The following is a 21,361-nucleotide window of genomic DNA, read 5'->3' on the forward strand; positions in this document are numbered from 1 at the left end:
CAGCGGTCCGGCCGCCGGGCCTCACTCCCCGGTGTGGAGGTCCCGCTCCTCGATCAGCATGCCGCCGAGAATGCGCTCGATCGCCGCACGGCCGTAGAGGGTGGAGTCCTCGAGCGCCTCGTCGTCCGAACTGGGGACGAAGGAATCGTCCCATTCTACGCCGCCGTCCCGCTCCGCCGTCGCCGCGCTCGGGTCCGGGGCCCGGCGCCCGGCGGCGATCGCCGCGGCGTGGCGCTCCCGGAAGCTCAGCCGTTCCCGCCCGCCGGCCTCCGCGGCGCCGTCGTGCGGAGCGGCGGGTGGGGCGGCGTCCGCGAGTGTGCTGCGCAGAGCGGTCTGCCGGGCCCGGGGCGCGGCACCGGCCGCGGCGGGGCTGTCCCGCACCGCGGCGTCCTGGGACGGAGCCGGTCGTTCGGTGCGGTGCTGCTGCGCGGGCCGCCACTGCTCCGGGGGCGCCTCGTCGAGGTCCTCCGGGTACGGGGGCTCGTCCGGGTACGGGGGCTCGTCGAGGTGGGGCGGTTCCTCCGGCGGCGGGACGTCGTCGAACGGCGCGTGGTCCCGGCCCCGAGGCGCGCCGCCACCGGCCGGGCGCCCGCCGGACCCACCGGCCGGACGGCTGCGGCCGGCTCTGTCGCCGGGGCCGCCCTGGGCGGGGCCGGCGGTGGGTGCGGCGCCGCCGGGTCCGGCAGGCCGAGCCGGCTCCCGGGCCGGACCGGCGGTGGCCGGGGAACTCCCGGGCGCCCCGGATGTCCGGGAGCTGCCAGGCTGCTCGGCGGGGGACTCGGCACGTCGCTCCGCCGGGGGAGCGGCCGGTGTCCCGGTCGCACTCCCGGTCCCGGTCCCTGTCTCTGCTGTGGTCCTTGTCTCCGTCGAGGACTCGGTCCCTGTGGAGGACTCGGTCCCTGTCGAGGACTCGGTCCCTGTGGAGGACTCGGTCCCGGTCTGTGTCGAGGTCCCTGGCCCTGCCGGCGGCGCGGCCGGGGTCGTGGCCGCGGGTGAGGTGCCGGGCGCGCCGCTCTGCGGGATGGCGGCCACGGACCAGCTGTGCACGGGCTCGTCGGCCCACGCGGGATCCGTCCACTCCGCGGGTGCGTCCGTGGCGGGCCGGCCGTGTGCCTGCCAAGCGTCCTGCCCGCCCCGGGGTCCGTCCGGGGACGACGGTTCCTCGGCGGAGCCGGTGCCGGAGCCGGTGCCGGACGCGGTGCCGGGTCCTGCGGTGCTGCTCCGCGGGGCCTCCGCGTCCCGGGACATGGGCGGTCGCTGCTCCCCCGCCCGACCCGCGGATCCGGCGGGGCGCCGGTCGGCGCCGCCGCGGGCGGTCGGGCCGGTCGGCGACGCGGGCGAGGCGGGGCGCTGCGTCTCGGTGCGGGACTCGCCCCGCTGCCCGGACGGGCGGGGCGTCGGCTCCGGGCCGCGCGGGGCGCTTCCCCCGCCGCCCCGGCCGTGCCCGCCGCCCGGGGGGACGGCCTCGGCCCGGCAGTCGATTCCGAGGACCTGCTGCACGGCCTGGCGCAGGTCGTCCTCGAAGCGCGGGAAGTTCATGAGGTCGCCCTCGGCGTCGAACATGATGCGCAGCACCTTGCCGTCGAAGGACTGCGGAGTGCCGCGCTGGACGGTGAACCACGCGACCCGGCGGATGTCCGCGAGGGCGTTGACGATCTCCGGCCAGGAGGCGCGCAAGAGCTCGATCTCGCTGCCGCCCGGCGCGAGCGGGGTCCCCGCGCCGGCCCCGGGCTCCGCCGGCGCGGCGGCACGGGCGTCCTCCTGGGGCGGTGCCGCCGCAGGCTGCCGGTCCTCGGGCCGCCGACCGCTCTCCGGGCCCCGGGGCGCGGACGGGCCGGTGTGCTCGCCTGCGTCCGGCTCCGCCTGTCTCGGTGCGGCCGTGCCCGGTTCGGCAGCGCTGGGTGCGGCCGCGCTCGGTCCGGCCGCGCTCGGTCCGGCCGCGGCGGCCGTCCGCGCCGGGGCGGGCCGCGCCGGCGCGGACGGCTCGGCGCCGGCCGGGGCCGCCGTGCTTTCGGCGTCTGCCCGCGCGGCCACGGGCTCCGCGGCCACGGGCTCTGCGCCAACGGGCGCCGCGGCCGCGGAGGGCCGCGAGGTGGCGGCCGCGGGCTCCTCGTGCCCGGCGGCGGGGACGGTGCCGCGGCCGATGCTCAACCGCCGTTCCAGCCGGTCCACCCGCGCCGTCACGCCGCGGGTGGTGTCCTCCGAGGAGGGCAGCAGGATGCGCGCGCAGAGCAGCTCGAGGTGCAGCTGGGGCGAGGTGGCCCCCGTCATCTCCGTGAGGGCGGTGTTGGTGATGTCCGCCGCGCGGGAGAGCTCCGAGGCCCCGAGCTGGGACGCCTGGTTGCGCAGCCGCGCGATCTGGTCCTGGGGCATCCCGTGCAAAATGTTGCCCGCCGACTCCGGGACCGCGTTGACGATGATGAGGTCGCGGAAGCGCTCGAGGAGGTCCTCCACGAACCGGCGCGGGTCCTGACCGGTCTGGATCACCCGGTCCACCGCGCGGAACACCGTGGCGGCGTCCCCGGACGCGAAGGCGTCGACCACGTCGTCGAGCAGGGCGCCGTGGGTGTAGCCCAGCAGGGCCACGGCGAGGTCGTAGCCGATGCCCCGCTCGTCGGAGCCCGCCATGAGCTGGTCCAGCACGGAGAGGGTGTCGCGGACCGAACCGCCGCCGGCCCGGACCACCAGGGAGAGCACCCCCGGGGCCACCTCCACGTGCTCCTCGGCGCACAGCTGCTCGAGGTAGTGCATCAGCGGCTCGGTGGGGACCAGGCGGAAGGGATAGTGGTGGGTCCGGGACCGGATGGTCGTGAGCACCTTGCTGGGCTCGGTGGTCGCGAAGATGAACTTGATGTGCTCCGGGGGCTCCTCGACGATCTTGAGCAGGGCGTTGAAGCCCTCGCGCGTGACCATGTGCGCCTCGTCGATGATGAAGATCTTGAACCGGTCCCGCACGGGCGCGAACGTGGCGCGCTCGCGCAGGTCGCGGGCGTGGTCCACGCCGCCGTGGCTGGCGGCGTCCATCTCGATCACGTCGAGCGAGCCGGCCCCGTCCCGGGCCAGGTCCCGGCAGCTCTCGCAGCGGCCGCAGGGCGTGGGCGTGGGACCCTCGGCGCAGTTCAGGCAGCGGGCCAGGATACGCGCGGAGGTGGTCTTGCCGCATCCGCGGGGCCCGGAGAAGAGGTAGGCGTGGCTGACCCTGTCCTTGCGCAGCGCCGTCATCAGCGGCTCGGTCACGTGCTCCTGGCCGATGACGTCCTCGAAGGTCTCCGGGCGGTAGCGGCGGTACAGGGCGGTAGTCACAGGAGCCACCTTAGCGACGGATTCCGACAGGCGGGGCGGGGCCCCGGGGCTGGGGAGCCGGGCCGCCCCGAGGGGACGAAAAGACCCCTCGCGCACCCGCCAGAGCCCGTTTACCCTTGCTGCCTTCCGGCCCTGGGGGAGTTCAACAGGATGACGCCACGCGAGGGGCTGGCACAGAGTCTAGCCGATGCCGCGGGCAGGTCGAAACCGGGCGGCGCCGCCGACGATTCGGCAATGCCCGGGGGTTGGGCTATGCTGGATTCCGCATGTTCCGGCACCGCGAGGCCGCCGGGATGTGCGTGCCTGGAGGATTCGCCTAGCGGCCTATGGCGCACGCCTGGAACGCGTGTTGGGTTCACGCCCTCGGGGGTTCAAATCCCCCATCCTCCGCACTGCAGAGCCCCTGACCGGGACACCCTTCCGGTCAGGGGCTCTTCCGTATGTCCGGCACGGAAGGCCGCGGCCGCGCGGGTGAGCCCCCAGGGCGCCGAGCGCGGCAGGGGCCGGGCCCCGTCAGGAACGGCACGCTCAGGGACTGGGCGCTGAGGGAGCGGCTGCTCGAGGGCCGGGCGTTGCCGGGTCCGTGCGCTCAGGCCCTGCGGCGGGCCCGCGAGCGGCGGACGGCCACGGCCGCGGCGCCGGCGGCCGCGACTCCCAGACCGCCCAGCGCCACCGGGAGCCCGGGGGTGGTTTCCTCCTCCTGCGCCGGAACCCGGGTGAGACTGCCCAGGGGCACTCGGGTGACCGTGCCTGGGGCCACCTGCTGCGCTCCGGGCAGACCCTGGGCCTCGATCGAACGGGCGTCCGTGCCCTGCTCCGCGGGTCCCGGCGCCGCGGGCCCGGGGGAGCGGGAGACTTCCGGCAGGGCGGCGGCCGGTGCCGGGCGCGTCGTCCCGTCGTCGTGCTCGGTGCCGGCATCGGTGCCGGTCGCCCGGTCCGCGGCCCGGGCGGATGCCGCATCCGAGGGGACGGAGCCCGCGGCCCGGTCGGTGCCGGGCGCCTCGGACCGCTCCGGAACAGGCTGCTCGTCCGGGTCCGGTGCCGCCCCGGAGTCCGACGGAGCGCCCACCGCGGGGTCGGTGGCCGGGGTCTCCGCCGGGGCGGGCGGGGTCGGGTCGGCCGGCTCGACCGTCTCCGCCGGGGCCTCGGGGGAGCCGTCCTCGGCCGGTGCGCCGGTGGGCGACCCGACGGCCGGCGCGGGAGCCTGCACGGCATCGGGCGCGGCCACGGCGGGGGTGGGGGCGAGCAGGATCAGGGCGGCCAAAGCCAGGGTCCGAACGGGCATGAGGCGAACTTTCCGAGGGGATGCGGGCGCGGGACAGGCGCTCGTCATTCTACGTCGTTCCACCCGGACTCAGCAGAGGCAGTGCTCTGCGGGAGTGGCGGGAGGGGCTGTCCCGCGGCAGCAGCAGATGCCCCTCGGTGATTCACGTCCCACCCCTGTTCTCCCGGGGGTTCCCGTGACGCTGCCGTCGTTCCGCTCCGCTCTTCTGTGCCCTGCTGATCGGTGCCGGCCCGGGAGCGCCCCCTAGGATGAACGCATGATCTTCAAGGCCGTGGGCGACTCGCGCCCGTACCCGGATCACGGCCTCGTCTCGCCCTCGGACTGGTCCGGCATCGCCCCTCGTCAGGTGCGCCTGGACCAGTTGATCACCACGAAGACGACCCTGGACCTGGCGACGCTGCTCGACGCGGACTCCACGTTCTACGGCGATCTCTTCCCGCACGTGGTCCGCTGGGACGGGCTGCTCTACCTCGAGGACGGGCTGCATCGGGCGCTGCGCACCGCCCTGCACCACCGCACCGTGCTGCACGCCCGCGTGCTGGAGCTCGGGCCCGCGACCGGCCCGCGGGCGGTGCACAGGGCGCAGGAGGTCAGGATGCCGCGCTGAGCGGCGGCCTCTCGGGAGCCAGCCGCACGGGGCGGCCGTCGGCGTCGAACTGCGCGCCCAGGCCCTGCTGGATGAAGCGGACCGTCGAACGGATGTGCCGCTCCCGCGCCGCGCGGTCCTGGTCGGAGTTCTGGCCACGGTCCGCGGCGGTGGTCAGCGAGCCGTGGACGAGCGAGGCGAGCTCCGGGATGTCGCCCTCGGGCAGGTAGGCCTGGTCGATCGCGTCCCGCAGGATCGCGGCCAGCAGCCCCTGCAGCTCGCCCACGTGCTCGCCCAGCTTCTGGTAGTCCTCGGGGGACAGGACCGTGCGCATGGTCGGACCCGGGGGCAGGTGCCGGCGGGCGAGATCCTCGATCTGCGCCCGGATGTAGACGGCGAGCCGGTCGACCGGGTTGGCGACGCCCTCCAGGTCCCGGCGGAGGTCGGTCATGAAGCGCTCGGTCTCGTCCAGGGCGTAGGCCACGAGCAGCTCGCCCATGTCGGCGAAGTAGTTGTAGACGGCGGTGCGGCCCACCCCGGCGTTCTTGGCCACGTGGGTCATCGTCAGCCCGGTCAGGCCCTGCTGGTAGAGCAGCTGGCCGAAGGAGTCGAGGATCGCTCGCTTGGTGTTCTCGCGCTGCGCGGCATTGGTGGCCGCTGAAATACGAGGCATGATGACACCTTATCTCTGCATGTCATCAAAGTATGCACACTTCAATGATCCTTGGTGACGGTATGTCTGACTATGACACCACCGTTCGCACCGTTTCGGTTCCCTCCGCACGAACGTCAGGGGAAACGTCCAGGAAACCGCCGGACCGGACCCGACGGACGATCATCTCCGCACCCGCGGCCCGCGGGGCGATGCGCGGCCGTGGCCGGCGACGGAGGTTGTCGCCGGCCACGGCCGGGTGCGGGGGGACGCGCTCAGGCGGCCGGGGTCACTGCTCGGCGGCCGAACCGCCCTGCCAGAGGGAGTCGAAGGGCGCGCGCGAGCTCAGACGCTGCCGGATGCCGGCGGAGACGAAGGCCTTGGCGGTGCGGGCGGCCTCGAGCGGGGCGGCGCCCTTGGCGAGCTCGGCGGCGACGGCGGCCGCGAGGGTGCAGCCGGCGCCGGCCACGGGGACCTCGCCGACCTTGGGCTCGGACAGGATCTCGAGGGTCGTCCCGTCGTAGAAGACGTCCACGGCGTCGGGACCGGCCAGGCGCACGCCGCCCTTCGCGAGCACTACGGCCCCCGAGGTCTCGTGGATCCGCCGGGCGGCCTCCTCGAGGTGGTCGACGGTGCTGATCTCGTCCATCCCGGACAGGGAGAGCGCCTCGAAGTGGTTGGGGGTCACGAACGTGGCCAGCGGCAGGATCCTCGCCTTGAGCGCCTCGTCGGTGTCCAGGGCGGCCCCGGGCTCCTGGCCCTTGCAGATCAGCACCGGGTCGAGGACGAGGTGCTCCGGCCGCAGGGCGGCCAGCGCCTCGGCCGTCGTCGCGATGGTCTCCGGGCTGCCGAGCATGCCGATCTTCACGGCGTCCAGCGCGTGGGCCGCCGTGATCGCCTCCAGCTGCTCCCGCAGGACGTCCTGGGGGACGGGGAACAGGCGGTGGCCCCAGTCCGCGTTCGGGTCGAAGGAGACGATGCAGGTGAGGGCGAGCGAGCCGAAGACGCCGAGCTCCTGGAAGGTCTTGAGATCCGCCTGGGCGCCGGCGCCGCCCGTGGCCTCGGATCCGGCGATGGTCAGGGCCACGGGAGGCTGGGCGGGGCTCGCGGCGTCGGGGACGGGTGCGGTGGTGGTGTCGGTCATGGGAGCCATTGTGCGCCCCGCGCCGCGTCCCCGGCCAACCGCGCGGCCGGGTCCCGGCGCTAGACTGTCGGACGGTCTCCGGCCGCCACGACGTCCCCGCTCGGGGTTCCGCGGCGGCGGGAGGAGGGCTCCCGGGTGGCAGGCGGGCGTCCCGCACCCGTTCTGCAGACCGCACAGACCGCGGCGCGGCCCCGGCTCCTCCCGGGCCGGTGCCGCGGTCCAACAGATTGGTGACCCGCCGTGTCCTCCTCCGCAGGCCCTGCTCCCGCCGGCTTCGCCCACCGGCCGCGCACGTACTTCGACCTGATCGTGGCGGCCTACTGCGTGGTCCTCGTGCTCTCCAACGTGGCCGCGACCAAGGGCGTCGCCTTCGGCCCCGTCCTCACCGACGGGGGCTTCTTCCTGTTCCCGCTCGCGTACGTGCTGGGCGACGTCGTCGCGGAGGTCTACGGCTTCCGCGCCGCCCGGCGGGCCATCGTCACGTCCTTCGCGGCCGGCCTGTTCTCCTCGGTGGTGTTCTGGCTCGTCATCGCCCTGCCCCCGGCCGCGTTCTACGAGGGACAGGAGGCTCTCGAATCCGTCCTGGGACCCGTCCCGCTCATCGTGGCGGGCTCCCTCCTGGGCTACCTCGCGGGGCAGCTGCTCAACGCCTTCGTGATGGTGCGGATCAAGGCCCGCACGCGGGAGCGCCACCTGTGGGCCCGGCTCATCGGCTCGACCCTGGTCGGCGAGCTCGTGGACACGGTCGTCTTCTGCGCGGTGGCCGCCCCGATCATCGGGATCAGCACGGTCCCGGACTTCCTGAACTACGTGGTCGTCGGCTACGCCTACAAGGTGCTGGTCGAGATCCTCGTCATGCCCCTGACCTACGCGGCGATCGGCTGGCTCAAGCGGCGCGAGCCGACCTACGGGACGGCCGTGTCCCCGGCGGGGGACGCCGTGCCCGCTCGCTGAGCGCCGGCGGCCCGGGCGCTGCCGGTCCGGGCGCTGCCGCGCCGGCGGCTCAGAAGCCGAGGTAGGCCAGCTGCGCCCCCACCGAGCTCCGGGCGGCCGGCAGCACGTGCGCGGGGACGTCGGCGTAGATGCGTTCGGTGATCGCCTCGAGGCTGGCGCCGCGGCCGAGGTCCCGCAGGGCCTCCCGCACCTCGGCCAGGCGCTCCATCCGGTGCTCGAGCAGCTCCTCGCACACCGCCTCGACGTCCTCCCGCACGTCCCCGTGCGCGGGCAGCACGAGGGCGGCGCCCAGCACTGCCAGGCGCTGCAGGGAGCGCAGGTAGTCGCCGAGGCTCCCGTCCGGGTGGTCGAGCATCGTGGTCCCGCGCCCCAGGATCGTGTCCCCGGTGAGCACCGACCCCGGGCCCGCGGCCGGCCCGGCGGACAGGGCGGGCCCCGGCGAGCCGGCCGGGACGTCGTCGGGCAGGTGGAAGCTCACGGAGTCGGAGGTGTGCCCGGGGGTGTGCAGCACCCGGATCCGGCACCCGGCGGCCTCGATCGTCTCGTGGTCGGCCAGCGGGGGCGCGTCCCGGCAGAACTCGGGCCGGAACGCGCGCACGGGTGCTCCGGTGAGGGCGTGGAAGTCCGCCACGCCCTCCGTGTGGTCCGCGTGCCGGTGGGTGACGAGCGTGAGCACCGTGCGGCCGGCCGCGGCCAGCACGGCCAGGTGCCCGCGGTCGGCCGGTCCGGGGTCCACGACGACGACGTCCTCCTGTCCGGGTGCCCCGATCAGCCACGAGTTGGTGCCCTCCAGGGTCATCGGGCCCGGGTTGGGGGCGATCTGCCGCCGGGTGAGGGCGGTGGTGCGGATCCCGGTGTCCTCGGTCATGCGGTCCTCCTGTGTCGGGCGGCTGGTGGGGTCGGGCGGCTGGTGCTGAGCAGCTCGGGGAGAGCGACTGGGGGTGTGCTGCGGGTGCGGCGAGCGACGGAGCGCGGCGAGGAGTCGTGCGGCGATCGCCGGCGGGGCGGGCCCGTCCGGGCGCGAGGGGGTCCGGCGGTGCGGCTCAGCTCCGGTCGAGCAGCGCCTCGAGCTTGGTGAACGAGCTGCGCCACCCGGCCGCCGCGCCCGCGTGCACCACGGCGGGCAGCGGCCCCTGCGTGAGCACGAGGAGGGTGCCCCCGTCCCCGGTGGCGAGGAACTCCGTGCGCACCAGCACGTGCTGGTCCAGTGGCCGGCCGTCCGGGCCGGGCAGCGCCTCGCGGCCCTCGAGCAGCGCGTCCTGCTCGACCCGCAGGTAGGTGGCGTGCACCGGGGCGATCTGGGTGGGGTCGGCGTCGCTGACCATGCGGAAGCGCTGCCGCCCGCCGGGCCGGACCTCGAGCAGCACCGACTCCCGGGGCACGCTCCAGCCCTCCGGGCCGAACCACGCGGCGAGCCGGTCCGGGTCGGTGAACGCCGCGAAGACCGCCGCCGGCGGGTGGGGCAGGTCGTGGGAGACGGAGAGGACCTCTGCGGGGTCCAGGTCGGTGATGTCCATGCCGTCCATTGTCCCCGGGCGCTCTCGGTCCCGGGAACGGTGGTCGGTACAGTGGCGCTCGTGAGCACCGAACCTGCGCGGGACCCGGAGGCGGGGACGGGCGGTTCCCGCCCGGTCTGGGTGACCGTGCTCAAGGCGGGGGTCCTGCTGCTGCTGCTGGCCGCGGCGGTGTGGTACCTCATCAGCCACGAGCTGCCCACGGTGCAGGAGGTCCGCAGCTACGTCGAGGGCTTCGGGGCCTGGGGGCCGCTCGTGTTCGCGGTGGTGTTCGTGCTCGTGGCGGCCACGCCCGTGCCGGTGACGATCATGGCCGTGTCCGGAGGGTTCCTCTTCGGGATGGCCCAGGGCAGCGTGGTGGGCGTGGCGGCCACCACGACCGGGGCCTGGCTCGGGTACTGGCTCGCCCGCTTCCTGGGCCGCGACGCGCTGTACCGCCTCGCGGGTCCCCGGATGGGGGCCGTGGAGCGCAAGCTCGACGGCAAGGGCTTCCTCACGGTGCTCGTCCTGCGCCCGGTCCTGCCCAACTGGACCCTCAGCTACGGGTCGGGGCTGGTCCGCATCCCGCAGCGGGACTACCTGGCGGCGACCCTGCTCGGCGGGATGCCCGGGCAGATCAGCTTCGCCGCCCTGGGCGCCTTCACCTCGCGGCCGTCGTGGCCGGCGCTGGCCGCCGTCGCCGCCTCCTGGGCGCTCGTGGTGGTGGTCGGCGTGTTCTCCTGGCGCCGGTCCCGCCGCGAGGCGCTGTCCGGCGGCGCCGCGGGCGGCACCGAGCCCGCGGCCGGGCCCGGCAGCGCTGCCGAGCCCGACGACGCCGCGGACCAGGCGGGGGCCGGTGGTCCGGCCTGAATTCCTCGGCGGGTGCCGCAAACGACGTCGTCCGGCCCTCCTGAGGAGAGCCGGACGACGTCGTTCGGTGGAACCGCGCGGCAGCGCGGGCGGGGGCAGGGACGGGGTCAGACCTGGGGCCGGGCGGCGGTGGAGCCGCTCGGCTCCGCGCCGAGCAGGTGGAGCTTGCCGCTCTTGCGGTCGGCCAGGTACTCCTTCATCTCCCGCTTGATCACGGGCAGCAGCATGTAGACGCCCAGCAGGTTCACGAACCCGCAGACGAACAGGGCCGCGTCCGCGAAGGCGATGACCTCGCTGAAGGTCAGCACGCACCCGGCGATCGTGAAGAACAGGTAGATGCCGCGGAAGATGTTGTCGCTGAGCCGGCTGCGGCCGAAGAGGAACTCCCAGGCCTTGAGGCCGTAGTAGAACCAGGTGATCAGCGTCGAGAACGCGAACAGGACCACTGCGATGGCCAGGACCACCGGGAACCAGGGGATCACCGTGGCGAACGCGTCCGAGGTGAGGATGACGCCGTCGGGGGCGCCCTCCCCGGCCTGCACCTGGTCGATGCCGGCCTGCAGGCTCGGGGCGCCGGCGATGATGATCGCCAGTGCGGTCATGGTGCAGATGATCACGGTGTCCACGAAGGGCTCGAACATCGCCACGAAGCCCTCGCTCACCGGGCGGCGGGTCTTCACGGCCGAGTGCGCGATCGGGGCCGAGCCCAGGCCGGCCTCGTTGGAGAAGGCCGCGCGCTGGAAGCCCACGATCATGACGCCCAGGACGCCGCCGGCCACGCCCTCGGGGGAGAAGGCGCCGTCGATGATCGCGCCGAAGGCCGCGGGGACGTTGGGGAGATTGGCGAGGATGACCACGAGGCAGGCGGTGATGTAGACGGCGGCCATGGCCGGCACCAGCCGGCTGGTGGTCGCGCCGATGGACTTGATGCCGCCGATGATGACGAGGCCCACCAGGACCGCCAGGATGATGCCGAAGATCAGGGCCGCGCCGGCGCTGCCGAGGAAGCCGTCGGCGCCGCCGGTGACGTTCTGCACCTGGGCGAAGGTCTGGTTGGCCTGGAACATGTTGCCGCCGGCGGCACCGAAGAGGAGGATCGCGACGGCGAAGATGCCGGTGAAGATCTTGGCGACGACGCTGCCGAACCTGCCGTAGGCGACCAGCAGGTACCGGAAGGGCCCGCCGCTGACGGTGCCGTCCTCGTGGACCTCCCGGTACTTCACGCCCAGGGTGCACTCGGCGAACTTCGTGGCCATGCCGAGCAGGCCGGCGCAGATCATCCAGAAGGTGGCGCCGGGCCCGCCGAGGGCCATCGCCGCGCCGACGCCCGCGATGTTGCCCAGTCCCACGGTGCCGGACAGGGCGGAGGTCAGGGCCTGGAAGTGGGGGACCTCACCGGGGTCGTCCTTCGAGGAGAACTTGCCGCGCACCACGTCCCAGGAGACCTTGAGGCCGCGGAACTGGATGAAGCCGAAGTAGATGGTGAAGATGACGCCGGCCGCGATGAGCCACGCGACCACGAAGGGGAAGCTGATCTCCCCGATGGTGATGGGGTAGAAGACGATGGTCGAGAAGACGTCGGTGACGGGCGCGAACGCCGCGTTGATCGCACGATCTATTTCGGCCAGCCAGCCGACCTGCTCCGTCACCGGGGACATGGGTACCGCCTGAAGAATCTCCATCCACTAACTACACCCCCTGCACCGTCCGTTGGCAACAGAAACACGTGTCCCCCGATGTAAATACTTGACGCACCGGTAGAAACGGCTCCGCGCGGCGGAGTGCAGGGGGTGGGACACCGGTGACGACGCGGGCGCGCCGTCACCGGCGGAGGCGGCTCAGCGGGTGGCGGAGGCGCTCCGGAGGTGCTGCGGGGAGGCCATGGCGCACACCCGCAGGCCGCGACCCAGGTCGCTGCCGGCGTGGCGGAGCGTCTCGCCCAGCGAGGTGGAGCGGGACGGAGCGGCGGCGCGGCCGATCGCGGTGAAGAGGACGGCGGGGAGGCCGAAGACGAGCAGGAAAGCCACGGGAGCATCCACCTTTCTGTGTGCGGAGCGAAGTGATCTGCGACACGATCGCCGCAGTTGACTTCTAAAGTCTATCTGGCACATATTGATCCAACTAGCCCGAATACACGTAAAGAAGGGACACATCATTGCGTCTTGACGATATCGACCAGCAGATCATTGCGTCGCTGATCCAGGACAGCCGGCGCAGCTATGCCGCCATCGGCAAGCGGGTGGGCCTGTCCGCCCCGGCGGTGAAGCGGCGGGTCGACGCCCTGCAGCAGACGGGGGCCGTCAAGCGCTTCACCGCGGAGATCGACCAGTCGGTCCTGGGCTGGAACATCGAGGCCTTCGTGGAGCTGCACTGCGACGGAGGACTGTCCCCGTCGATGATGCGGACCATGGCGGCGGAGATCCCCGAGGTGACGGACGCCTACACGGTGACGGGGGAGGCCGACGGCATCTTCCTCATCCGGGCGCAGAACACCTCGCACCTGGAGGACGTCATGGTCCGGATCCGGGAGTGGAAGGGCATCAACCACACGCGCAGCTCCGTCATCCTCTCGCATCTCTGACCACGGCCGCCCGGGTCTGGGATACTGGGGGTCCAGCACCGCCGGCACGGCAGGGCGGCCGGCGCAGCAGCGGAGGGGGCAGCATGGCCGACGAACCGGACGCCGTGATCGTGGTGGGCGTCGACGGGTCCGAGCAGTCCGTGGAAGCGCTGCGCTGGGCGGCGCGTCTCGCGCCGGTGTACGGGGCGCGGATCCGGGCGGTGGGGGCCTGGGAGAATCCCCCCGAGTACGTCGGTTTCGTCCACTTCAAGGACGACCACTTCGACGAGCTCGCCCGGAAGCGCGTGGACGAGGCGCTGCAGAAGGCCTTCGGGGCGGACCGGCCGGCCGGGCTGAGCACGGTCGTGGAGTTCGGCCACCCGCCCAAGGTCCTGATCCGCCACAGCGAGGACGCCGCGGTGCTCGTGGTGGGCCGCCGGGGGCACGGCGGCTTCCGGGGTCTGCTCATGGGCTCGGTCAGCTCGGCCTGCGTGGCGCACGCCCGGTGCCCGGTCCTGGTGCTGCCCGGGCGCAGCGAGGAGAGCGCCGGGGAGAGCGTCGAGGAGCGCACCGAGGAGACCGCGCGCGCGGACTGAGCCCCGCGCCGGGACCCGGGCCGGTGGGACGGTCATGGTTGCGCATCTTCGCCCGTCCGCTCCTGCCCTCTGTGATACTGAGCGCACCATCGTGGTCGCGGGAGCAGAGGATTGGGCATGGAACAGGGAGCAGCAGCCGTCGTCGTCGGGGTCGACGGATCCGAGCAGTCCGTGGAGGCGCTGCGGTGGGCGGCCCGGATCGCCCCGGCTCTCGGTGCGTCCGTCCGGGTGGTCGGCGCCTGGGACTATCCGCCGGAGTACGCCGGCTACGTGCCCCTCGGCAGCGACAACTTCGACGAGGTCACCCGCAAGCGGGTGGAGAAGACGATCCAGCAGGCCTTCGGCGAGGACGTCCCGGAGGGGCTGACCACCACCGTGGAGTTCGGCCACCCGTCGAAGGTGCTGGTGCGCGAGAGCGAGGACGCCGCGATGCTCGTGGTGGGGCGGCGGGGCCACGGCGGGTTCCGGGGCCTGCTGCTGGGCTCGGTCAGCGCCGCGTGCGTCTCCCACGCCTCCTGCCCGGTGCTCGTGATCCACGAGGACGGTGCCGCGACGACGAGCTAGACGGCATGCGCTGACCGACCGGTGCGGCCGGGGGCGCGGCGGCAGGCCCGGCCGCGGCGCCCCGTGGGGGCCGTCCGGGAGCGGGGCGTTCAGCCGCGGTGCGCGTAGTACCGGCCCAGGACCTCGTCCCGGTACTCCACGTAGGTGCCGTCGGCCATCGCCTGCCGCGCGCCGTCGACCATGCGCACGACGAACCGCTCGTTGTGGATCGAGGTGAGCGTCGCGGAGAGCCGCTCCTTGGCCTTGAACAGGTGGTGCAGGTACGCCCGGGTGTAGTGCGTGCACGTGTAGCAGTCGCAGCCGTCCTGGACGGGGGAGAAGTCCGTGCGGAAGCGGGCGTTGCTCACGGTGAAGCGGCCGTCCGGGCCGTACACGGCCCCCGTGCGGGCCACCCGGGTGGGCGAGACGCAGTCGAAGGTGTCCACGCCGTTCTCCAGGGCGGTGAAGATGTCGTCCGGCTCGGAGATCCCCAGCAGGTGCCGCGGCCGGTCCTCGGGCAGCTCCTCGCTGCACCAGCGCACGATCGTGCCGAGGTTCTCCTTCTCCAGCGCCCCGCCGATCCCGAAGCCGTCGAAGTCCATCGCCCCGAGGTCCCGGCAGGCCTTCCGGCGCAGGTCCTCGTACTGGGCGCCCTGGATCACCCCGAACAGCGCCTGGTACGGCCGGTCGGCGCGCTCCTCCGTGAGCCGGGCGTGCTCGGCCACGCAGCGCCGGGCCCACCGCCGGGTCCGTTCGAGGGACGTCTCCTGGTAGCTCCGGGAGTTGTGCAGCGTGGTCAGCTCGTCGAACGCGAACATGATGTCCGCCCCCAGCCGGTGCTGGACCTGCATCGAGATCTCCGGGGTGAAGCGGTGCACGTCGCCGTTGATGTGGGAGGTGAACGTGACCCCGTCGTCGTCGACGCGGGCCATGCGCTCCTTGCCGGTCGCGACGTCGTCGTCGCCCGCCGCCGCGGACGCGACCGTGGACATGTCGATGACCTTCTTGAAGCCCGAGCCCAGGGACATGACCTGGAACCCCCCGGAGTCCGTGAAGGTGGGCCCGTCCCAGTTCATGAACGCGCCCAGCCCGCCCGCCGCGTCGAGCACCTCCGCCCCGGGCTGGAGGTAGAGGTGGTAGGCATTGGCGAGCAGGGCCTGGGCGCCGAGCTCCGCCATGGACTCCGGCAGCACCGCCTTGACCGTGGCGGCGGTGCCGACGGGCACGAACGCGGGGGTCCGGATCTGCCCGTGCGGGGTGCTGATCGTGCCGGTGCGTCCCAGGAGCGGGCCGTCTCCGGCGCCCAGGCGCGATCCGGTGGTCCGGGTCGTCTCGGCGAGCCGGTGCTCGACCTCGAAACCGAAGGCGGCGCGGGCGGCGGGGAACGGGGATGGCACGGCGGGCACGGTCATCCGACCATTGTGCGTCACCGCGGGGGTCGGGTCCGAGCGGGCCGGTAGGTCGCTGGGAGCGAGCTCATCCGCCGGACCCGGACGAGGAGCCGCCGCCGGGCCGCTGTGGGCGCACGGCGGCCGGTTCCTCGCGGAGCTGTTCGTGGGCCGCAGCTACGCCCTGGCGGTGGTCCTGCGCACCCGGAGCGCGGTGGAGCGGGGTCTCAGCGGCCCCAGCCCGCGTGCGCGACGGCCTGGCGCACGAGGTCTCCCCGGCCCCCGGCGAACTCCGCCTGCACCTCGGGGCTGAGCGCCTCCTCGGGGCTCATCCAGGACAGCTGCAGGGCGTCCTGGCGGGGGCTGCACTCACCGCGCACGGGCACGATGTAGCTCAGCGCCACGGCGTGCTGGCGGTCGTCGGTCAGCCCGGTCTCGGAGGGGGAGGGGAAGAACTCGGCCACCGCGAACGGGGTCGTGGACACCGGCAGCTGCGGAAAGGCCATGGTGCCCAGGTCCTTCTCGAGGTGGCGCAGCAGAGCCGCCCGGATGGTCTCCCGGTACAGCACCCGGCCGGAGACGAAGGTGTACATCATCTCCCCCTCGGGAGTGGCCTGCAGCAGCAGCCCGATCTCGGAGAGGTAGCCCAGCGGGTCGAGCCGGACCGGCAGCGCCTGCACGTACACCATCGGCAGACGGCGGCGTGCTTCCTGCAGGTCGTCCTCGTTGAGCCAACCGGGGTTCGGATCGGGGGTGCGGAGGAAGTTCATACTGCTGTTCTATCCCATGACCCCTGGCGCGGCCACGATTCCCCCCGGCCCGGGACGCCGGTTCAGCGCTCAGCGGAGCCGCCGGCCCCCGCCCCCGTCCACGGGCGCTCCAGGCGAGTGGCGGCCTCCAGCACCGTCCACGCCTGGACCTGGGTGGACAGCTCCACCGGGGCGCCGGGGCGCTGCGCCTGCCCGGCGGGCTGCGCCGGGTCGGGGGAGAAGACCGCCACCGCCCCGCCCGTCCGGGCCGAGGGTGCGCCTCCGCCCCCGGGGGCCGTGGCGGGCTCGGCCTCGCGCCGGCCGGCCCACAGGGCGTCGGCGGTGCCCGTCACCAGCTCGGCGGCCGTGCGCCGTGCGGTCTCGGCCAGATCCGGGTGCCGGGCCGCCTGGGCGAGGTAGCGGGCCAGGATCCCGCTGAACAGCCCGCCGTCCCCGCCGCCGTGCGTGGTGAGGACCCGCCGCCCCTGCGCCGGCCGGCCGTAGGCCTCCGCGGCGCCCGCCACCACGTCGGCCGCCGTGCCCAGCAGGCGCGCCCGGTCGTCCGTGCCCGTGCCGGGGGCGTCCGCGAGCTCGAGCAGCGCTCCGAGCACGGGTCCGGAGTTGTAGCTGAACAGCCGCTCGTCCCGCCGCGTGACCTCGCTGCCGGACCCCGCGGCGACCAGGATCAGCCCGTCGTGGAAGACCCTCCGCCCGGGATCCCACAGGTTCTCCTGCAGCCAGCCGAGCACCGCGCGGGCCTGCTCGGTGCGGTGCGTGCGCACGAAGGCCAGGGCCGCGGGAGCCGAGGACGCGGTGTTCTTCACGTCGTGGCGGGTGTTCCAGAACACCCCGCCGCCCAGGTCCGCCGTGTGCCCCCGCTCGATCCGGGCGAGCAGGGCCCGGCCCGCGTCCAGGCACGCCACGTCCGCCCGGCCGGTGAGCTCGCGGTCCAGCGCGGCGAGCCGGCCCACGGCCAGCAGCAGCCAGGCCATGTCGTCGTAGTAGGAGTTCTGGGTCACCCGCCCGCCGCTGCGCAGGGTGATCCCGCGCAGCAGCCGGTGCGCGTCGCGGCGGATCTCCTCGGCGCGGGCGGGCTCGTCCCGGCGCCGCAGCGCCGCGTCGACCAGGGCGTCGAGCAGGTGGGCCTGCCACCAGTAGTGCCACGGGGCCGTGCGGGAGCGGGGCCGCGGGTGGGCCGGCGCGCCCAGCAGGGTGCCCGGCACGCCCAGGGCGCGCCCGGCGAAGAGCTCCCGGACCGACCGGGCCGCGGTGTCGGCCCGCTCCGGGGCGCTCACGGTGCGGTCGGCGGTGCGGCCGGCGGCCGGGTCGGCGGAGAGCGGACGCGGTGCGGGACCGGCGCCGGTGGGGCTGGGCATGGCGGCTCCTGGTGCTGGCAGGGGAAGGGTGCTGCCCTGAGCCTATGCGCTCGCCGCGGGGTGCGGGCCGGAGCGGTCCCGGGCAGGACCGAGGAACAGCCGCCGGTGGACCGTCTCGACGGGTCCCCGCAGGCCGCGCCGCTCGAGCAGGACGGCGCCGAGCAGGGTGACCAGCCACACCGCGGTGCCCAGCAGCAGGGCGGCCGTGGGGGTCAGGGCGCGGCCGAGGCCCAGCGCGAACGGCGGCATCAGGACCGTGAAGAGCACGGACTGGGCGATGTAGCCGCTCATCGACCGGCGCCCCAGTGCCTGCAGCGCCCACAGCGCGGGATGCTCCCGCGCCCGGAGGGGAGCGCCCGGGGACCGCCGCTGGGCCCGCGCGCAGGCCAGGGCAACCACCAGGGCGTAGCCGATGCCCTGCGCGGCCCCGGTCAGGGCGTCCAGCCCGGTGAGCACGGACCCGGCGGTCGTGGAGGGCTCGAGCATGTCGGTGGTCAGCAGGCCCGTGCCCACGCCGGTGAGCAGCCCTGCGCCGATGCAGACCGCCGCGGTCACCAGCAGCCGCCCGCGGCGGGGCCCCGGGTCCTCCAGCACCCGGCAGCGGCTGAGCGCCAGGCCGAGCAGCAGCATGGGCAGCAGCCCCAGCAGCTGGAGCGGGGCGAAGGCCACCACTCCCGCGCCCTCGGCCAGCACGAGGGCGAGGTGCTCCTGCGCGGAGTCGGTGACGAGGCTGGGGAAGGGCGCGGTGCCGGGGGTCCGCACGGCCCAGCTCGCCGCACCGTAGAGGACCATCAGCACGGAGCCCAGGCCGGCCAGGACCAGCAGGGTGGCCGTGCCCTCCGCGATCAGCAGGGTCAGGAACAGGCCCCCGAAGGCGTAGGCCGTGATGATGTCCCCGGGGAAGAGCAGGCACGCGTGCAGGGCCCCGACGAGCAGCAGCCACCCGTAGCGCCGCAGCAGCAGCCGCCGGGCGAGCGGGAGCGGGGTGCCGCGGGCGGCCTCCCGGGCGGCGATCTGCCCCACGCCGTAGCCGACCAGGAAGGAGAACAGGGGGAAGCCGCGGCCGTCCACGAGCATGGACAGGGCCGTGTTGACCATGTCGTCCGCCGTCCACCCGGCCGTGCCGGCCCCGGCGCCCAGGGGCCGGTCGCGGGGTCCGTCCGTGGGCCCGGGCGCCCAGATCCACGCGGTGACGTTGGCGACGGCGATGACCCAGAGCATGAGTCCGCGGGCCACGTCCGGGGCAGGCACCCGGGCGGCCGCCGGCGCGGTGCGCGGCGCGCTCACGCGGGGGACCCGTTGCGCAGGGCGCGCCGGCTCTCGAGCACGAGCGGGCGGCCCGTCATCGGGTGGGTCAGGCCGATCCGCCGGGCCAGCAGCTGCAGCGGCCGGGCGGGGTCCTCGCTGCCGGCCGGCCGCACCCGGGGATAGAGGGGGTCGTTCCGGACCGGGGCGCCCAGCCCGGCCAGGTGGACCCGGATCTGGTGGGTGCGCCCGGTCTCGGGCCGCACCCGGTAGCGCGCCCACTCGCCCTCGGCGTCCGAGAACGGGGGACCCGCCCGGTCGACGACGGTGCGGGCGTTGGCCGGTCCCGGCACCTCCCGCGCCTGCAGGCACGTGCGGTCCTTGACGATGCGGGACTCCACGACGCGCGGCAGCCCGAGCCCGGGCCGGTGCACGGCGACCGCCTCGTACTCCTTGGCCACCGCCCGCTCCTGGAAGAGGGTCTGGAACCGGCCGCGGGTCGCGGGGTCCCGGGAGAGCAGCAGCACCCCGGCCGTGCCGCGGTCCAGCCGGTGCAGCGGGGACAGCCGGTCCTCGCCGCGGGCGCGGCGCAGCTTCACGAGCACGCTCTGGGCCACGAACCCGCCGCGCGGGGTGGTGGGCAGACCGTGCGGCTTGTCGACGGCCAGCAGCCACTCGTCCTCGAACAGCACCGGCAGGTCCCCGGGCAGCTCCGGTTCGGCCGGCAGGGACCGGTGGTACCAGACCGACCCGCCGGGCACGTACGGGGCGTCGTGGGCGAGGGGCCGCCCGGCGTCGTCGACGATCCCCCCGGACGCGAAGAGCTCCTCCAGCTCCGGGGCGGAGGCCGGGAACCGGTCCAGCAGCCAGCCCCGGACCGTGCTCCGCCCGTCCTCCGCCGGCAGCCGGACCCGGACGGGGTCCACGCCGTCCCGCAGGGGCAGAGGGGCGGGGGCGGGCCGACGTCGTCGCATGGTTCCCGATCGTGCTCCCCGGGCGCGTCCTTGTCCACTCCCCGCCCCGCGTGCCTCCCGCGCGCGGGCCTGAGAGAATGGGGGCGGACCCCCTCCCGCCACCGACCGGAACGAGACCCATGGCCAGCCACGAAGTCGTCCCCGACGCCGCTCCCGGAGCCGTCCCCGGAGCCGTCGAGGAGGTCGTCCTGCTCGACGACGCCCACCGTCCCGTGGGCACCGCACCCAAGGCGGAGGTGCACACCACGGACACCCCGCTGCACCTCGCGGTCTCGTGCTACGTCCTCGGCGACGACGGGCGCCTGCTGCTTACCCGCCGGGCCCTGGCCAAGAAGACCTGGCCGGGGGTGTGGACCAACAGCTTCTGCGGCCACCCGGCTCCCGGCGAGGACTTCGAGGAGGCCGTCGCCCGGCGGGCCGGTCAGGAGCTGGGCTTCGCGGTGACCGGGGTGACGGAGGTCCTGCCGGACTTCCGCTACCGGGCCGTGGACGCCTCCGGGGTCGTGGAGAACGAGTTCTGCCCCGTCTACGTGGCGCGCGCCGCCGGGCAGCCGCAGCCGCTTCCCGCGGAGGTCGCAGAGGTCGCCTGGATCACCCCGGAGGAGCTCTTCGCCGCGGCCGAGGCCGCGCCGTTCCTGCTCAGCCCGTGGCTGCTGGAGCAGATCGCCGACGGCCGGCTGCGCCGGGCGCTCACCGGGCCGGCCGCCTCCCGCTCCTGAGCGTCAGTCCATCCGCGCGGCGAGCTCGGCGGCCACCGTCTCGAGCGCCGCGCGGAGGGCGAGGATCGCCGGGCGCTGCACGCTCGAGCCGCGGATCGAGGTGAACACCGTCCGCCGCGGCCCGGAGGGCAGGTCGACCAGCCGGCAGGGTGAGTCGCCGCCCGCCCACATGAGGTCCGGCATGAGGGCCACGGCGTTGCCCGACTCCACGAGCCGGGTCTGGGCCTGCAGGTCGGCCGTGGCGAACCGGACGTCCGGCTCGAACCCCGCCCGCCGGCACAGCTGCTCGCCCCAGTGCCTCGACGCCGCCCCGCGGGGCTCCATGACCCACGGCAGCTCGCGGGCGTCCTGCAGGGACGCGACGGACGCGTGCTCGGGCCCGGGGGGGACGGCCAGGCGGATGGCGTCCGTGATGAGCCGCCGCCGGTCCAGGTCGGGGTGGTGGGCGGCGGCGTGGCTCGGGTACTGCTCCGCGACCACGACGTCGAACTCGCGCGTCCAGGTCTCGTAGAGGGCACGCTCCGGCTCCGCCTGCACCATCTCCACCCGCACGTCCGGGTGCTCGCGGCGCATCGTGCCGAGCACCGCCGGCAGCAGCGCCAGGGCGGCCGACTGGAAGACGGCGACCCGCACCGTGCCCGTGACCGTGCTCAGCGACGCCGCCAGGTCCGACTCGGCCCGCTCCAGGACGTCCAGAAGCTCCGCGGTGCGCGCCACCAGGATCTCCGCCTGCGGGGTCAGCTGCACCCGCCGGCCGGCCTTGGAGAGCAGCTCCACCCCGGCCTCCTTCTCCAGGGCGGAGAGCTGCTGGGAGACCGCCGAGGGGCTGTAGCTCAGGGCCGCCGCGACCTCCGCCAGGGTGCCGCGCAGCGCGAGCTCGCGGAGCAATCGCAGCTTGCGCACGTCCAGCACGGGAGCACCTCA

At 74.5% G+C, this 21,361-nt stretch carries 21 protein-coding genes, 1 tRNA gene and 1 other RNA gene; 8 read left to right on the plus strand and 15 right to left on the minus strand.

What is annotated here, in order from left to right; translation table 11 throughout:
* Nucleotides 1-21 precede the first annotated feature (21 nt).
* Both PU704_RS01825 and ffs read right to left on the minus strand, forming a co-directional pair.
* A complete protein-coding gene (locus PU704_RS01825; RefSeq protein WP_277549889.1) occupies nucleotides 22-3,303 on the minus strand; it encodes a DNA polymerase III subunit gamma and tau in 3,282 nt (1,093 codons plus the stop codon).
* Nucleotides 3,304-3,379: 76 nt separating this feature from the next.
* Nucleotides 3,380-3,476, minus strand: an RNA gene (ffs, locus tag PU704_RS01830) — signal recognition particle sRNA small type.
* A 132-nt stretch (nucleotides 3,477-3,608) separates the two neighbouring features.
* Between ffs and PU704_RS01835 the strand changes: the two genes are divergently transcribed.
* Nucleotides 3,609-3,693, plus strand: a tRNA-Ser gene (locus PU704_RS01835).
* A gap of 199 nt (nucleotides 3,694-3,892) precedes the next feature.
* On the opposite strand, the gene PU704_RS01840 is transcribed toward PU704_RS01835, so the two are convergent.
* Complete coding sequence (locus tag PU704_RS01840) at nucleotides 3,893-4,588, minus strand: hypothetical protein (protein WP_277549890.1); 696 nt, start codon at nucleotides 4,586-4,588, stop codon at nucleotides 3,893-3,895.
* Nucleotides 4,589-4,844: 256 nt separating this feature from the next.
* On the opposite strand from PU704_RS01840, the gene PU704_RS01845 reads away from it, so the two are divergent.
* Nucleotides 4,845-5,195 (plus strand): type II toxin-antitoxin system VapB family antitoxin, encoded by a 351-nt coding sequence (locus tag PU704_RS01845; protein WP_277549891.1) that lies wholly within the window; start codon nucleotides 4,845-4,847, stop codon nucleotides 5,193-5,195.
* Here PU704_RS01845 and PU704_RS01850 read toward each other — a convergent pair.
* Nucleotides 5,179-5,847: a TetR/AcrR family transcriptional regulator gene (locus tag PU704_RS01850; protein ID WP_075872542.1), complete on the minus strand. Its 669-nt coding sequence runs from the start codon at nucleotides 5,845-5,847 to the stop codon at nucleotides 5,179-5,181. The genes PU704_RS01845 and PU704_RS01850 overlap by 17 nt on opposite strands.
* Before the next feature lie 268 nt (nucleotides 5,848-6,115).
* Nucleotides 6,116-6,970 carry a hydroxymethylpyrimidine/phosphomethylpyrimidine kinase gene (locus tag PU704_RS01855; RefSeq protein WP_075872543.1) on the minus strand — a complete coding sequence of 285 codons (855 nt, stop codon included), beginning with the start codon at nucleotides 6,968-6,970 and terminating at the stop codon, nucleotides 6,116-6,118.
* Nucleotides 6,971-7,210: 240 nt separating this feature from the next.
* On the opposite strand from PU704_RS01855, the gene PU704_RS01860 reads away from it, so the two are divergent.
* Nucleotides 7,211-7,924, plus strand: coding sequence for a queuosine precursor transporter (locus PU704_RS01860; protein ID WP_277549892.1), 714 nt, complete (start codon nucleotides 7,211-7,213; stop codon nucleotides 7,922-7,924).
* A gap of 49 nt (nucleotides 7,925-7,973) precedes the next feature.
* On the opposite strand, the gene PU704_RS01865 is transcribed toward PU704_RS01860, so the two are convergent.
* On the minus strand, nucleotides 7,974-8,792 hold the full coding sequence (locus tag PU704_RS01865; protein ID WP_277549893.1) for an MBL fold metallo-hydrolase: 819 nt from the start codon (nucleotides 8,790-8,792) through the stop codon (nucleotides 7,974-7,976).
* 175 nt (nucleotides 8,793-8,967) lie between these two features.
* Nucleotides 8,968-9,441 (minus strand): SRPBCC family protein, encoded by a 474-nt coding sequence (locus PU704_RS01870; RefSeq protein WP_053004988.1) that lies wholly within the window; start codon nucleotides 9,439-9,441, stop codon nucleotides 8,968-8,970.
* A 60-nt stretch (nucleotides 9,442-9,501) separates the two neighbouring features.
* On the opposite strand from PU704_RS01870, the gene PU704_RS01875 reads away from it, so the two are divergent.
* Nucleotides 9,502-10,287: a TVP38/TMEM64 family protein gene (locus PU704_RS01875; protein WP_277549894.1), complete on the plus strand. Its 786-nt coding sequence runs from the start codon at nucleotides 9,502-9,504 to the stop codon at nucleotides 10,285-10,287.
* 107 nt (nucleotides 10,288-10,394) lie between these two features.
* Here the strand turns inward: PU704_RS01875 and PU704_RS01880 are convergent, their stop codons facing one another.
* Both PU704_RS01880 and PU704_RS01885 read right to left on the minus strand, forming a co-directional pair.
* The gene (locus tag PU704_RS01880; RefSeq protein WP_277549895.1) at nucleotides 10,395-11,969 is read right to left on the minus strand and encodes an alanine/glycine:cation symporter family protein; all 1,575 of its coding nucleotides are present in this window, start codon (nucleotides 11,967-11,969) and stop codon (nucleotides 10,395-10,397) included.
* Between the two features lie 156 nt (nucleotides 11,970-12,125).
* Complete coding sequence (locus PU704_RS01885) at nucleotides 12,126-12,314, minus strand: hypothetical protein (protein WP_277549896.1); 189 nt, start codon at nucleotides 12,312-12,314, stop codon at nucleotides 12,126-12,128.
* A gap of 128 nt (nucleotides 12,315-12,442) precedes the next feature.
* Between PU704_RS01885 and PU704_RS01890 the strand changes: the two genes are divergently transcribed.
* From PU704_RS01890 to PU704_RS01900, 3 genes are all read left to right on the plus strand, one after another.
* On the plus strand, nucleotides 12,443-12,868 hold the full coding sequence (locus PU704_RS01890; protein ID WP_075872546.1) for an Lrp/AsnC family transcriptional regulator: 426 nt from the start codon (nucleotides 12,443-12,445) through the stop codon (nucleotides 12,866-12,868).
* A gap of 83 nt (nucleotides 12,869-12,951) precedes the next feature.
* A complete protein-coding gene (locus tag PU704_RS01895; RefSeq protein WP_277549897.1) occupies nucleotides 12,952-13,443 on the plus strand; it encodes a universal stress protein in 492 nt (163 codons plus the stop codon).
* A 117-nt stretch (nucleotides 13,444-13,560) separates the two neighbouring features.
* The gene (locus PU704_RS01900; protein WP_277549898.1) at nucleotides 13,561-14,007 is read left to right on the plus strand and encodes a universal stress protein; all 447 of its coding nucleotides are present in this window, start codon (nucleotides 13,561-13,563) and stop codon (nucleotides 14,005-14,007) included.
* Between the two features lie 89 nt (nucleotides 14,008-14,096).
* On the opposite strand, the gene tgt is transcribed toward PU704_RS01900, so the two are convergent.
* The 5 genes from tgt to PU704_RS01925 all read right to left on the minus strand — a co-directional run bounded on the left by tgt (nucleotide 14,097) and on the right by PU704_RS01925 (nucleotide 19,718).
* Nucleotides 14,097-15,398 carry a tRNA guanosine(34) transglycosylase Tgt gene (gene tgt / locus PU704_RS01905; RefSeq protein ID WP_277549899.1) on the minus strand — a complete coding sequence of 434 codons (1,302 nt, stop codon included), beginning with the start codon at nucleotides 15,396-15,398 and terminating at the stop codon, nucleotides 14,097-14,099.
* A 203-nt stretch (nucleotides 15,399-15,601) separates the two neighbouring features.
* On the minus strand, nucleotides 15,602-16,144 hold the full coding sequence (locus PU704_RS01910; protein WP_047804138.1) for an NUDIX hydrolase family protein: 543 nt from the start codon (nucleotides 16,142-16,144) through the stop codon (nucleotides 15,602-15,604).
* Nucleotides 16,145-16,206: 62 nt separating this feature from the next.
* Nucleotides 16,207-17,499: a glycoside hydrolase family 76 protein gene (locus PU704_RS01915; protein WP_277549900.1), complete on the minus strand. Its 1,293-nt coding sequence runs from the start codon at nucleotides 17,497-17,499 to the stop codon at nucleotides 16,207-16,209.
* Between the two features lie 42 nt (nucleotides 17,500-17,541).
* Nucleotides 17,542-18,786 (minus strand): DUF418 domain-containing protein, encoded by a 1,245-nt coding sequence (locus tag PU704_RS01920; protein WP_277549901.1) that lies wholly within the window; start codon nucleotides 18,784-18,786, stop codon nucleotides 17,542-17,544.
* Nucleotides 18,783-19,718 carry a pseudouridine synthase gene (locus PU704_RS01925; RefSeq protein ID WP_277549902.1) on the minus strand — a complete coding sequence of 312 codons (936 nt, stop codon included), beginning with the start codon at nucleotides 19,716-19,718 and terminating at the stop codon, nucleotides 18,783-18,785. Before PU704_RS01925 ends, PU704_RS01920 begins: the two co-directional genes overlap by 4 nt.
* A 119-nt stretch (nucleotides 19,719-19,837) precedes the next feature.
* Here PU704_RS01925 and idi point away from each other — a divergent pair, with 119 nt between their 5' ends.
* Nucleotides 19,838-20,437, plus strand: coding sequence for an isopentenyl-diphosphate Delta-isomerase (gene idi / locus PU704_RS01930; RefSeq protein WP_277549903.1), 600 nt, complete (start codon nucleotides 19,838-19,840; stop codon nucleotides 20,435-20,437).
* A gap of 3 nt (nucleotides 20,438-20,440) precedes the next feature.
* Here the strand turns inward: idi and PU704_RS01935 are convergent, their stop codons facing one another.
* Nucleotides 20,441-21,349: a LysR family transcriptional regulator gene (locus tag PU704_RS01935; RefSeq protein WP_047804135.1), complete on the minus strand. Its 909-nt coding sequence runs from the start codon at nucleotides 21,347-21,349 to the stop codon at nucleotides 20,441-20,443.
* Nucleotides 21,350-21,361: the final 12 nt, after the last annotated feature.

Source organism: Kocuria oceani (assembly GCF_029524215.1).
Taxonomy (GTDB): Bacteria; Actinomycetota; Actinomycetes; order Actinomycetales; family Micrococcaceae; genus Kocuria; species Kocuria oceani.

Bases quoted from the DNA above. Each gene is read 5' to 3' on its own strand.
- PU704_RS01840 (WP_277549890.1), bottom strand. From the start codon at position 4,588: ATGCCCGTTCGGACCCTGGCTTTGGCCGCCCTGATCCTGCTCGCCCCC.
- PU704_RS01845 (WP_277549891.1), top strand. From the start codon at position 4,845: ATGATCTTCAAGGCCGTGGGCGACTCGCGCCCGTACCCGGATCACGGC.
- PU704_RS01850 (WP_075872542.1), bottom strand. From the start codon at position 5,847: ATGCCTCGTATTTCAGCGGCCACCAATGCCGCGCAGCGCGAGAACACC.
- PU704_RS01855 (WP_075872543.1), bottom strand. From the start codon at position 6,970: ATGACCGACACCACCACCGCACCCGTCCCCGACGCCGCGAGCCCCGCC.
- PU704_RS01865 (WP_277549893.1), bottom strand. From the start codon at position 8,792: ATGACCGAGGACACCGGGATCCGCACCACCGCCCTCACCCGGCGGCAG.
- PU704_RS01870 (WP_053004988.1), bottom strand. From the start codon at position 9,441: ATGGACATCACCGACCTGGACCCCGCAGAGGTCCTCTCCGTCTCCCAC.
- PU704_RS01880 (WP_277549895.1), bottom strand. From the start codon at position 11,969: ATGGAGATTCTTCAGGCGGTACCCATGTCCCCGGTGACGGAGCAGGTC.
- PU704_RS01895 (WP_277549897.1), top strand. From the start codon at position 12,952: ATGGCCGACGAACCGGACGCCGTGATCGTGGTGGGCGTCGACGGGTCC.
- PU704_RS01900 (WP_277549898.1), top strand. From the start codon at position 13,561: ATGGAACAGGGAGCAGCAGCCGTCGTCGTCGGGGTCGACGGATCCGAG.
- tgt (WP_277549899.1), bottom strand. From the start codon at position 15,398: ATGACCGTGCCCGCCGTGCCATCCCCGTTCCCCGCCGCCCGCGCCGCC.
- PU704_RS01910 (WP_047804138.1), bottom strand. From the start codon at position 16,144: ATGAACTTCCTCCGCACCCCCGATCCGAACCCCGGTTGGCTCAACGAG.
- PU704_RS01915 (WP_277549900.1), bottom strand. From the start codon at position 17,499: ATGCCCAGCCCCACCGGCGCCGGTCCCGCACCGCGTCCGCTCTCCGCC.
- PU704_RS01925 (WP_277549902.1), bottom strand. From the start codon at position 19,718: ATGCGACGACGTCGGCCCGCCCCCGCCCCTCTGCCCCTGCGGGACGGC.
- idi (WP_277549903.1), top strand. From the start codon at position 19,838: ATGGCCAGCCACGAAGTCGTCCCCGACGCCGCTCCCGGAGCCGTCCCC.